At 45.9% G+C, this 11474-nt stretch carries 18 protein-coding genes; 16 read left to right on the top strand and 2 right to left on the bottom strand.

The genetic code is table 11. From position 1 onward, the window contains the following. The 14 genes from H9Q13_RS10090 to H9Q13_RS10145 form a co-directional block, all read left to right on the top strand. On the top strand, positions 1-635 hold a 635-nt coding region (locus H9Q13_RS10090), incomplete at its 5' end, for a hypothetical protein (protein WP_191183686.1). A gap of 103 nt (positions 636-738) precedes the next feature. Beyond that, positions 739-1461, top strand: a complete 723-nt coding sequence (locus H9Q13_RS10095; protein ID WP_191183687.1) for a hypothetical protein — start codon at positions 739-741, stop codon at positions 1459-1461. A 272-nt stretch (positions 1462-1733) separates the two neighbouring features. Continuing rightward, complete coding sequence (locus H9Q13_RS10100; RefSeq protein WP_191183688.1) at positions 1734-2489, top strand: hypothetical protein; 756 nt, start codon at positions 1734-1736, stop codon at positions 2487-2489. A 197-nt stretch (positions 2490-2686) separates the two neighbouring features. Continuing rightward, the gene (locus tag H9Q13_RS18290; protein ID WP_449578676.1) at positions 2687-2932 is read left to right on the top strand and encodes a DUF7683 domain-containing protein; all 246 of its coding nucleotides are present in this window, start codon (positions 2687-2689) and stop codon (positions 2930-2932) included. 4 nt (positions 2933-2936) lie between these two features. Further along, positions 2937-3152, top strand: coding sequence for a hypothetical protein (locus tag H9Q13_RS10105; protein ID WP_224744214.1), 216 nt, complete (start codon positions 2937-2939; stop codon positions 3150-3152). Positions 3153-3250: 98 nt separating this feature from the next. Beyond that, on the top strand, positions 3251-3565 hold the full coding sequence (locus tag H9Q13_RS18030) for a hypothetical protein (protein ID WP_224744215.1): 315 nt from the start codon (positions 3251-3253) through the stop codon (positions 3563-3565). A 203-nt stretch (positions 3566-3768) separates the two neighbouring features. Beyond that, positions 3769-4227, top strand: a complete 459-nt coding sequence (locus tag H9Q13_RS10110; protein WP_191183690.1) for a hypothetical protein — start codon at positions 3769-3771, stop codon at positions 4225-4227. 156 nt (positions 4228-4383) lie between these two features. After that, the gene (locus H9Q13_RS10115) at positions 4384-4677 is read left to right on the top strand and encodes a type II toxin-antitoxin system HigB family toxin (protein ID WP_191183691.1); all 294 of its coding nucleotides are present in this window, start codon (positions 4384-4386) and stop codon (positions 4675-4677) included. Between the two features lie 10 nt (positions 4678-4687). Beyond that, on the top strand, positions 4688-5044 hold the full coding sequence (locus H9Q13_RS10120; protein WP_076423330.1) for a helix-turn-helix domain-containing protein: 357 nt from the start codon (positions 4688-4690) through the stop codon (positions 5042-5044). Between the two features lie 99 nt (positions 5045-5143). Then, positions 5144-5533 (top strand): DUF7674 family protein, encoded by a 390-nt coding sequence (locus H9Q13_RS10125; protein ID WP_191183692.1) that lies wholly within the window; start codon positions 5144-5146, stop codon positions 5531-5533. Between the two features lie 134 nt (positions 5534-5667). Next, entirely contained in the window at positions 5668-5907 is a 240-nt protein-coding gene (locus H9Q13_RS10130) for a hypothetical protein (protein WP_191183693.1), read from the top strand. Continuing rightward, positions 5895-6065, top strand: coding sequence for a type II toxin-antitoxin system RelE/ParE family toxin (locus tag H9Q13_RS18245; protein ID WP_191183694.1), 171 nt, complete (start codon positions 5895-5897; stop codon positions 6063-6065). The genes H9Q13_RS10130 and H9Q13_RS18245 overlap by 13 nt, the downstream gene beginning before the upstream one ends. Before the next feature lie 133 nt (positions 6066-6198). Further along, positions 6199-6606, top strand: a complete 408-nt coding sequence (locus tag H9Q13_RS10140) for a DUF1801 domain-containing protein (protein ID WP_317173890.1) — start codon at positions 6199-6201, stop codon at positions 6604-6606. 32 nt (positions 6607-6638) lie between these two features. Beyond that, positions 6639-7193: a sugar O-acetyltransferase gene (locus H9Q13_RS10145; RefSeq protein WP_191183695.1), complete on the top strand. Its 555-nt coding sequence runs from the start codon at positions 6639-6641 to the stop codon at positions 7191-7193. A gap of 80 nt (positions 7194-7273) precedes the next feature. Here H9Q13_RS10145 and H9Q13_RS10150 read toward each other — a convergent pair whose 3' ends face one another. Beyond that, positions 7274-8935 (bottom strand): pyruvate dehydrogenase complex dihydrolipoamide acetyltransferase, encoded by a 1662-nt coding sequence (locus tag H9Q13_RS10150; RefSeq protein ID WP_191183696.1) that lies wholly within the window; start codon positions 8933-8935, stop codon positions 7274-7276. 108 nt (positions 8936-9043) lie between these two features. Further along, a complete protein-coding gene (locus H9Q13_RS10155) occupies positions 9044-9670 on the bottom strand; it encodes a histidine phosphatase family protein (protein WP_191183697.1) in 627 nt (208 codons plus the stop codon). A gap of 68 nt (positions 9671-9738) precedes the next feature. Here H9Q13_RS10155 and H9Q13_RS10160 point away from each other — a divergent pair, with 68 nt between their 5' ends. Together H9Q13_RS10160 and H9Q13_RS10165 are read left to right on the top strand one after the other, a co-directional pair. After that, the gene (locus H9Q13_RS10160) at positions 9739-10149 is read left to right on the top strand and encodes a PaaI family thioesterase (RefSeq protein ID WP_191183698.1); all 411 of its coding nucleotides are present in this window, start codon (positions 9739-9741) and stop codon (positions 10147-10149) included. A 4-nt stretch (positions 10150-10153) separates the two neighbouring features. Further along, the gene (locus H9Q13_RS10165) at positions 10154-11365 is read left to right on the top strand and encodes an isochorismate synthase (protein WP_224744216.1); all 1212 of its coding nucleotides are present in this window, start codon (positions 10154-10156) and stop codon (positions 11363-11365) included. Positions 11366-11474 lie beyond the last annotated feature (109 nt).

Consider the following 11474-nt stretch of genomic DNA (forward strand, 5'->3'; position numbering starts at 1 on the left):
AAGTTCGCATTAACCCGGACAGAAAAAGGGAAAACACCCTCGACCAACACCGTCCAGATGCCATTGGAGGAACCTTGCCGAGCACAGCGAGCCTCCAACGAGACACCATCTGGACTAACGTTAGTGCCAAGAGTATGAAAGAAAAAAACTTTGACCAAGTACACTTTCTGTGCAGCATTATAGAGCAATGTCCAGACAATTGCGTTGCGGAGTTACAGTGCAACTGGACATCAACCACCTATAGTGACAAAGAAATAGTAGAAATAAAAAAGTATCCTATTAACTCAATCCAAGACTGCAAAACGGACAGGCAGGCAGAAGTTTTCAAATCTTCCCTATTTGACAGTTATAAGTATCAAGAACCACAATTTGGGAAATTTACTGTTTGGAACGGCGGACTTAATTTGCTGATTACGGATAAGAATAAAAATGCTATCATTGGAAATCTGAAAGAATTCTTTGACAACAGAGACGTATGTCATTGTCAAATTTATACGCTAGAGAAACAAATTGCAGAATGCTATGACACGTTTTATCACAGCAAGCTTGACAGTGAAATATTCTCGTTCACGGAAGAAGAAAAACAAAAGTTCGGTGATAACGACATCGACATTTATTTTGACAAATTTGACTAAAAACGCCAAGCACTAACAAGGTTCATAATTTAGGTTCGGCTATGCCTCCCCACATTATGCACGAGACGTTAGGTAATATGAAAACAAACAGATAAGCACCCTGATGAAGGTAATAAAAGCAAGCCTATTAATTAGTCTGTCATTGTTCTTAATCCCCCAACTGAGCTATGGACAGGGGCAGGAGAAGGCGATAGGAGGAATGATTGCTATTTTCTTATCAATCCTCTTCGCCTTAACAGCCTTATCTGCATACTTTCTGGTAAAGCTATACAACCAACGCCTTGGCTCAAGCAAAGTTAAAGCCATTCTGATCTCTTTAGTGTTGGTTTTCATAGGTACTCTAATCATACTTTTAAGCGGTCCTCACCCAGATAATGCACAAGATCCTTATTCTCAAAAGGATGCCATGGAACGAAAAAATGTTGGTTACCTTATACTTATTCCCAATCTGTTAATTATGACAGCTGCTGTATTTATAAAATCATATGCCTCTTATGAAGCCTTGTTAGGAAGGTTGGACGAAGACAGAAGGGTCATCACTTGGGTAAGCCTGAAAAAAATCAAGACGAATCAGGTTGAATTAGCTTATCACAAAGTGATGGATAAATGGCAGGGGCGATTTGACGATATATACAACTTTAGCCCTTATATGGATGGGAGAACGAGTCCTGTGCTTCGATTTGAAAACTTTGAAAGTGCTGCTGAAGATATAAGGAATACCTATGAACTTGAGAAGCTCAGGTTTGTAAGAAAAGGCAAGCTTAAGGCAGAATATAGAAGGCTTCTGAGTTCAGAGAAATCGACAGATAAAAATCAAATTACCTAACAAAAGCTATAAGTTAGCTATGCCACCTTATAGCCCAGTACGTTAGGGCAAAGAGGTAAAATACTGATTTCAACTTTCTACTACTTCTAAGGAAAAGTATGACGAAAATTTACAAACGATTCCAAGTAAAAACACTACTGTTTCTACTGATTCTTCTCCCTGTCTTTTCCTGCCAGTCGTCTGAGGAAGCGCGTGTGAAAACACAGGAGGAGAACTTGGACCTAGTTACAGATTCTGTTAGCACGCCTGCAACAGAGCAAACCGCGAATGTAATGGAATATGAAGACGATGAGGTAGAGTTGCCGGAAGGCCCGCCTGATGTGCATTGCGGCAGGTTCTGGGTGAGTAATTACGCGTTACGGGGAAAGGGCGCAGATACGCAAACCGGATATGTAGTGGTGCATGCCGACCCCGCGTCTGCCGTTGTGGACAGCCTCAACAAGGTCTTCAAACGTGCGGCCCAACAGCACCGTGTGGCCTTGGACAAAGAATACCGGCGGGGGCTCAAGCGCATGGCCGACATCGGGTCAAAGGACGAACTCCAAAAGCTGCGGGTGACGGTGACGCCTTCCATCATCTTTGACAGGATTCTATATATAAGATATTCTTTTTTAGATAAATATGCTCCCGACCTGTCTCTTGTCGACTCTTCTACCGGGGAGCTATTCGATTTACAAACAGGCCGGAAGCTGGCTTTCGAGGACGTGTTCACGGAGGGGCTGAAAGACCTATGGCGGGAACAGGTCAAGGAGCGCCTGCAGTATAGGTACGAAGTATCCGGGGAGCCGTTGGCGAAACTGATGCGGCAGGCCGAGCAGAAGTACACCCCCCATTTGCTGCGAAGTATGAGGCAAGGCTATGATGATGATGAAGCAGAGTGGGATGAGGAATGCATGGTGAGCTTCTGGTATTTTGAGCCAGATGGAAGCAGGAACACAACCATTGATGTACCATTTGAAAGACTGAAGCCTTATATCAACAAGCCTTACCGGACCGATGGCCCCTGCCCGTGTGCGGAGAATTATTAAAAGAAAGTTTTACGTTAAACAGAAATAACATCAGGGTTGTTTTGCCCATCATAGGTTTTAGAAGTATTAAACATTTCATCCTTTAGCCTATCAACTATGAGCAGGAAGAAAACCCTTGCCCTAACCCTGCACAGGCTTCATACTCGGCTGCGCCTCGTTCACAGCCTGTACAAATCCGTTGCCAGTAATTGCTAAGTATGAAAATAATTAGGCAGATAGATGTTTTTGATAATAAAACAGAAAGGCTAGTAGATGAGATTCTACTTTCTGACATAGACTTGGATGAACTTAAGAATATCATCCAAACTGAAGAGAGTGATTCTGCCTTGTATAATTGCTATGAAATTACGGGAAGCTTGAAAAAGTATTTTGAAGGCTTAGGTTATAGCTTCAAGGAAAATAAATACTCCTACTATCTATGTTGTTACCAAGAAATTAAGTAGCACAATGAAAACAATATCAAGTATGGCTTTCTTGCTGTTTAGCTTATTGATTTTCATAGCCTACTTTGGGTTGCTGTATGAGAAAATAGTTATGCCTCAGTTTAAAAACATGGGAACAGCAGGCTTTTTCTTCTGGGGCTTTTTTGTAGCTATTTTGCTTGCCCTTGATGTTCTCATCGTTCGACAGTTTATCAAAAGGTTTAGAAATAAGAAAGAATAACTTCTGGCAACAAGGTTCATAATTTAGGCTGCGGCTTCGCCTTGCCCACATTATGCACGAGTAACGTTATGTGCAATAGAAGATTATAGATTGATGACATGGGACATAAGAAAGTATGTTTTAATTGCAGAAAGGCATTCAGCATCTATAAGAATCCTTCAGATGAAATAAACCTTACATGTCCAGAATGCGGGAGTCTTACAACGTTGATTAATCACAAGTTTCGGCCACCAAAGAGTAGTGACATCAAGAAATGGAAAGTGGCTGAGTTTCTCAAGAACAATGGTTGCTTCTTTCATCATGTTTATGAAAAGCTTGAAGATGGGGGTTATGTGGTTGTACCTTATCCAGAAACTATGACAGAAGCGGTAGAATTTGTAAGAAAGTATAAGCAGAACACAAGCCCATACTAATGTATTTAGATTAACACGCTCTGAAAAAGCATCATTATGATATAGAAAGGCTAAATGGATGTACCAGCTTACTTTTCCTCATATGGTATGCTTTAAATAAGTTGAAGTAAAACTAATACACATAACCCAGCCTATAAGTTATGCTTCGGCTAAGCCTCGCACACCTTATCAGGCCAATCCGTTACCTGTCATAGAAATCATAAATGAAAAATAGACTTCTGTTCCTGAACTTAATATTTATACTTGCATTAGCAGCATCGTGTGGACGGGAAGTCAAAGAAGATATTGCTGTCAAGGAGAGAATCGGAGAAATAGCAGAAAAAGTGCTTGTGGGTTCTACAGCCATACCTTTCAGCTTAGACAGTCTAACAAGCTATACTTGGGAAGAAGTTTATATCATTACTCCCTATACCCAGATTGACAGGGTGAAGCACATTACCAGAGCAGACTTAAGTACAATAGAAGAAACAGGGATAGAATATGATGACGGAAAAAAAGTAATCGCCTTTATCAACAATGGGAAATTGACAAGCTATGTGGATTTGCCAAGGGGCAGTGGTGACTTTGCTTACCTTCAAGATTCTATATTGCTGTATCCTTTTGGATCCGCTGAATTTAGAATGGTTAACAAGAATGGTAGAGCAGTTGTAGAGAAAAATTAAAAACTAAGTCAGGTAACACAGCACAGGCATCATGTTCGGCTAATGCCTCACCCATTGCCTGTCCGAGACCGTTAGAAAATATTTAATATAAAATCCTGTTTTAAAGTTACCATTATGGTAACTTTTTTCTTTATATTTGAGTTCTAAAATAAAGAAGTGAGAGTAATAGCAAAACGGACACTGCGGGATTTTTGGGAAAAACATGCTGATAGTGAGCAACAGCTAAAAGCTTGGTATAATGAGGCCGAGCAGGCGAATTGGACCTCCCCGAATGACATAAAGAAAGACTACCCTTCAGCTAGCCTACTGGAGGACAACAGAATGGTCTTCAACATCAAAGGGAATAATTATAGATTAATCGTCAAAATCAACTACAAGTATGGTATTGTTTGGATACGGTTCATTGGAACGCATGCTGAATATGACAAGGTTGACGCAACTAAAGTTTAAAGAATAAGAAATGAATATCAAGTTAATAAAAACAGAAGAAGATTATCAATTGGCCCTGCAAAGGCTGGAGGAAATATTCGACGCGGAACCAGACACCCAAGACGGCGATGAACTGGAGGTGCTTTCGTTCCTGATTGACTCCTATGAAAAGGAACATTTCCCGATTGAAGCACCAGACCCGATTGAAGCGGTAAAATTTAGAATGGAGCAACTCGGAATTAAGCAGAAGGATTTAGCCCAAGTGCTGGGTTTCAAGAGTCGAGTAAGTGAGGTATTGAACAGGAAAAGAAAGCTCACGCTGGAAATGATAAGGAGTCTGCATAAGACCTTGAATATCCCGACAAACGTGCTTATTCAGGAGTACTAAAAGTAAAACAATTTTCTAACACTGTATATACAAAATCCTTGCTCCGCTGCGGGTAATGTATATACTAACCGTTGTACTTCATAGAAATTAATAGAAAGTATGGTAGATGAGAAAACAAGTATAACTTCAATGCTGGCTCTCTTTCCCGCTTTCAAAAGTCAGTATGAAGAACATGTTAAATTCTGGAAAGGGGAAAACCCTTTTGGAATGGACATGGCTGAATTTTCCCATTTTGCCCTTGATATCATAGCAAAAGGCACAGATGAAGAGATTGAAAAGCTCGTGAATTTTGCTGAACAAATGATAACAGAAGGGAATGACGATGTAAATTATGCCATCAAATTCTTCTTCTTGGAAAATATTACGAACAGAAGCGGAGACAGGAGAATACCGCTGGCCAGATTTATAAATAGACTTAAACCCAAGTCTTATGAGTTCTGCCGAGAACTGGACAAGTTCTGGGGCACTAAAACGGAAGGAATAGATTAAAACTACGAAGTACAACACAATGCTTAAGTTACCTCGCTGACGCTTCGGCATCTTAAGCACGCGGCCGTTGGCACGTATAAAAGTTAAAAAGGATAAAAATTGAATTTATTCGTATATTTTCAAAAAGTTTAGATATGGCAGCTATAAAGGAAGATTTGCATAAACTGATTGATACAACTACTGATGAAAAATTATTAGAAGACATCTTCATGATTCTATCCAGTAGAAGAAATTACAAAGAAGGAAGCCTTTGGACCAGCTTAACAGAAGCACAGAAACAGGAAGTTTTAGCAAGTGAGAGCGAAATTGGTAACAAATCCGCCTGGATATCTCAGGAAGAGATGAAAAGAAGAAGCTCTAAATGGCTCAGATAGTCTGGAATAAGCGGGCAAGCAAACAATTAGCTGACTTACAAGACTATCTGCAGCAGGAATTTGGAGAAAAAGCAGCGCAAACATTTACATACAGAATATTCCAGTTTTTAGAACTACTCGTTAAGTACCCTCAAATAGGAACACTGGAAAGCCCTTAAAAAGATATTAGAGGGTTTTTGCTGCACAGACACACTACAATTCTTTATAATCAGAAAGAACAAACTATCTACATTCTCGCTTTATTCGATAACAGGCAAAATCCTCAGAAGAAGACAGTCTGAAAAATAACAGGTGCCAACCCAATTCAGCCTTTATGCTTGGCTCAGCCACGCCCATCGGCTGCACAAGTCCGTTAAACCCCAAAATTCCATGCACCCACAAATAACTGAGTACATAATCTGCTCTGAAAAGCACAAAGAAACGCTCGCTGCATTACGCGAGCTGGTGCACGATTCCGTGCCTGGCTTAACCGAGGATTTTAAATGGGGCCGGCCGGTGTTCAGAACTCAAAATAACTTCGCCTACCTCAAATCAGCCAAAGCATATGTGACGGTAGGCTTTTTCAATTTTGGAAAGCTGCATGATCCACAAAACCTGCTTGAAGGGACAGGGAAAGAGATGCGGCACATCAAAATAAAAAATGTCAGCGACATCGACAGTAACTTGCTGAAAGAATGGTTTAAGTCAGCTGCAGTTTAGCCCTCCAAGCCTTTGTCCGTATACCTGCCTGTATGAAGACTGAAAAGGAGAAAATGCTGGCGGGTGAGTTGTATGACGCATTGGATAAACAACTGTCTGATGAGCGCCTGCAGACCCGTTTACTGCTAAAAGAACTGAACGATAGCCGCGAAGATCAGGAAACTGAGCGCAGCCGCCTCCTGAAGGCGTTGATACCACGTGCGGGCGAGGGTCTCTGGCTACAGCCGCCCTTTTACTGCGACTACGGCTACAACATAGTGGTAGGTGAGAAGGTGTTTTTCAACTTCAACTGCGTGGTGCTCGATGTGGCCCAGGTCACTATTGGCAGCAGAACCCTGTTCGGCCCTAACGTACAGGTATACACCGCTACCCACCCAATGAATCACCGTGAACGTGCCTCTGGTCTGGAATATGCCAAGCCTATTACCATTGGTGAGGATGTCTGGATCGGCGGTAGCGCCGTAATTTGCCCCGGCGTTAGTATCGGCGATCGCAGTGTGATTGGGGCTGGCAGTGTGGTCACAAAAGATGTACCTGCCGATGTGTTTGCGGCGGGTAATCCCTGTCGTGTCATCCGGGAATTGTAGATGCGCTATACCTATACCTGAAATCACAAAGGGCCTCTCCGTTTCCGAAGAGGCCCTTTGCTTTGTTTATTTAAAATTACCTATACCAGTATTCTCACTGGGTTCTCCAGCAGATTCTTAAAGGTCTGCAGGAAAGCGGAGCCTACGGCGCCATCTACTACACGGTGGTCGCAGGAAAGGGTTACTTTCATCACGTTACCGATCCTGATCTGACCATCACGCACAACCGGCGTCTGCTTGATGCCACCTACAGCCATAATGCAGGCATCCGGTGGGTTAATGATAGCAGTAAACTCTTCGATGCCGAACATACCCAGGTTAGAGATCGTGAAGGTGTTTCCTTCCCAGTCAGCTGGCTGCAGCTTTTTGTTCTTGGCTTTACCGCCCAAATCCTTTACTTCAGCAGCAATAGCCGACAGCGACTTGTAGTCGGCGTTGCGTACCACTGGCACCAACAGGCCTTCTTCTACTGCCACAGCCACACCAATGTTGATGTGCTTGTTGTAGCGGATCTTGTCGCCCAGCCACGAAGAGTTCACGGCAGGGTGCTGGCGAAGCGCCGCAGCAGCCGCCTTGATCACCAGGTCGTTGAACGAAACCTTAACTGGAGATACCTCATTGATAGATACACGGGCTTCCATAGCCTTGTCCATGTCGATTTCCATGGTCAGGTAGAAGTGCGGTGCCGTGAACTTGCTTTCTGCCAGACGGCGGGCAATCACTTTGCGCATCTGCGACACGTTCACTTCTTCGTAAGACTCGGCCGGAGCGCCAGGTATAGCCTGTGCTGCCGGGGCGGCTGCAGGCGCCTTAGCGGCTTCTTTCTGAGGCGCGGCAGATGGCGTGAAGCTTTCCACGTCGCGCAGTACGATGCGTCCACCCTCGCCTGATCCTTTGATCTGGCTTAGGTTAAAGCCTTTTTCTTTGGCTACTTTCTTGGCAAGCGGAGAAGCCTTGATACGGCCGTTTCCTTCGGCGGCAACTTCTTCCTTCGGCTCAGGTTTTTCTTCTGCTTTCGGTTCTTCAGCCGGAGCCTCTTCTTTCGTTTCAGCTTTTGCTTCAGCAGAACCGGAGGCTTGCGCGTCCAGTAATGCTTTGTAGTCAGCGTCTTTGTCACCAATAATGGCGATAATGGCATCTATAGGAACAGAATCACCTTCGTTTACTCCGGTGTAAAGCAGTGTACCGTCTTCGTATGATTCCAGCTCCATGGTCGCTTTGTCGGTCTCCACTTCGGCCAGAATATCGCCGGAGCTCACTTTGTCACCTACCTTCTTCAGCCACGATACAAGAACACCCTCTGTCATGGTGTCGCTCATCTTCGGCATGCGGATCACGTTGGCCTTGATGTTGGATGTGTCTACAGAGGTTTTGGCGGCAGGGGCTTCCGCCTTGGCAGGGGCGTCCTCTTTCTTCTCTTCTTTCTTTTCAGCTTTCGGCTCTTCTTTGGCAGCTGGTTTCTCACCGTTTCCGGCTCCGCCCAACAGTTCGGAGATATCCTCTCCCTCTTTGCCAATGATTGCTATTACAGCATCAACTGGTACAGAATCGCCCTTTTTCGGACCAATGTGCAACAGGGTGCCATCTTCGTATGATTCCAGTTCCATGGTCGCCTTGTCGGTCTCCACTTCGGCCAGAATATCGCCGGAGCTTACCTTGTCACCTACTTTCTTAAGCCAAGATGCAATCACCCCCTCAGTCATCGTGTCGCTCATCTTAGGCATTCGTATCACTTCAGCCATAATTATCGTCTTGTTTGTTCGCCTATTTCGTCTAATCAATAAGACCCAAAATTAGACCTAAAAATATTTTATTCAAACTATACCCATTATTTTGTTGGCACGGCTCGTTTATACCGTCAAATCCTGCAAATGGGCTACGTCGCAGTACTTCTTCACCGTGAACATGCTACCCGTGTAATCGAGCTGGTAGAGGCACAGGTTCTGGTGTTCGAACTGGTCCATGCAGCGCAGCGGGTAGCGCAGCAGCTGGCTCAGCAATATGCGCATGGCACGCCCGTGCATACAGATCAGCACCGTATCTTCTTCCGGACGGCTCAGCATCAGGTCTACAAAAACCTTTTGCCGGGCGGCTACCAGGTCGGGACTCTCCCCTCCTTCTATGCACAGGCTGGTCTCGCCCTCGCACCAGGTCTGCAGCAGGCGATGGTAGTAAGCGTCCTCTTCGGGCGTAATGCGGGAGCCTTCGCGGGTGCCCCAGTTGATCTCATTCAGGCCGGCGTGCTGCTCGTGGGGTATGCCCAGGTCCAGAAAGCCCTGCACTGACTGGATACTGCGCTTTAGCGTGGAGGTGTACACCTTACTGAAAGGGATGTCCCTGTACTTTTCATAAAAAGCGGCTGCCTGGCTACGCCCCAACTCATTCAGGGAAGAGTCGACGCCACTTCCCTGCACGATGCCCTGCAGGTTGAAGTCGGTCTGCCCGTGGCGGATGATGTATATTTTCTTAATACTCAAAATTCTTCTACTTTTGCTTCTTTACAAATACGAGCGTGCGAAGTTAATACGCGCAATTTTTACATAAAATGGATTCTACCTTAGAAAAACTGCAGGAGTGGCGCAAAAATACCATGGTGGAGCACCTGGGCATCGAACTTACCGAGTACGGCGAGGGCTATATTTGCGGTAAAATGCCGGTGGACCACCGCACGCACCAACCCATGGGCCTGCTGCACGGCGGTGCCTCCGTGGCGCTGGCCGAGACGCTGGCCAGCATTGGCGCGGCCCTGTCGGTGGACCTGAGCAAGAAAGCCTGCGTGGGACTGGAGATCAACGCCAACCACATTCGGAGCGTGCACGAAGGTTGGGTATACGGTAAGGCCACGGCCCTGCATACGGGTCGCAGCACGCAGGTATGGGAAGTCAGGATCACGACAGAAGCCGGCGAACTGGTTTGTCTGAGCCGCATGACCGTTGCCGTAATCGATAAAAAATAAAGGCATGGCACAGGAAATGGCCGGTAACAACGCAAAAGAATCGCCCCGCTATACCTTGACCGAGGTGCTGCAGACGGCACTGCATCAGGGATTGGCCGTAGCCGCCTGGCGACTGCCTTTGCAGCCGGAGGTGCAACTTTGCGTTTCCTTCACGCCGCAAACCACGCAGGAGATTCCGACGCTGGAACCCAGCCCGGCCGGATTTCTCTTCTGTCCTTTCCAGGCTGATGCGGTACATCCCCATATTTTTCTCAAAGCCGATCTCAGTTTTTCCTCCATCACCGGAGAACTGACACAGTCCCCGGATGCACCTGACTCGCAGGCAGCAGCTTTTTTCCAGGCACTGGAAAATGGAGTTCAGCGTCAATCGACAAACTGGCCTTTCCCTGACTCGAATCCGAACCAGTCAGATCGCACCGAAGAGACTTTTCAGGCTGCCGTAAGCCTGGCAGTTGATCTAATCAGGGCTGAGGCGATGGAAAAAGTGGTGCTCTCGCGCAGTCATTCGGTTCCCCTGCCCGATTCGTTTGAACTAACAACCGCATTCGAGCAGATGCTCTCGGTCTACCCCAATGCCTTTGTCTCGCTTACCGCTATACCTGGTATCGGCACCTGGATGGGCGCTTCGCCGGAAGTACTGGTGAGTGTGGACAAGCAACAGGTGTTTAAGACTGTAGCACTGGCCGGCACGCAACCCGCCAGCGAAGACGGCTCCACGGCCAACGCCATCTGGCGACAGAAAGAGATCGAAGAGCAAGGCATGGTGGAACGCTATGTTCTCAGCTGTTTTAAAAAGCTGCGCCTGCGCGAGTATACCGAAGTAGGCCCGCGCACCGTAATTGCGGGTAACCTCATGCACCTGCGCACCGATTTTAAGGTAGACCTGAAGGAAGTGGACTTTCCGACGCTGGGCACCGATATGCTGCGACTCCTCCACCCTACTTCCGCCGTATGCGGACTTCCCAAGGAGCCTGCTCTGCAGTTCATCCTGGCGAACGAAGGGTATAACCGCAGCTATTACAGTGGTTTTCTGGGGCCGGTGAACAGTGCAGTCGGCACACATTTATTCGTGAACCTGCGCTGCATGCAGCTACTGGAAACGGAAGCGGTCTTGTATGCCGGGGCCGGCATCACTGGCGAGTCCTCCCCTGACAAGGAATGGCAGGAAACCCAGCATAAACTCCAAACCATGTTTAAAATTCTGGCTGAGTTTTAAATAATGAGTGATTGAGTGAATGAGTGAATGAGTGAGTTTAAAAGTTAGAAAGTTTAGAAGTTAGAAAGTTTGGAAGCTATAGCTTGCAGGTACAGAAACATTTGAATTG

The sequence above is a fragment of the Pontibacter aquaedesilientis genome (assembly GCF_014773225.1).
In the GTDB taxonomy this organism is placed as follows: Bacteria; Bacteroidota; Bacteroidia; order Cytophagales; family Hymenobacteraceae; genus Pontibacter; species Pontibacter aquaedesilientis.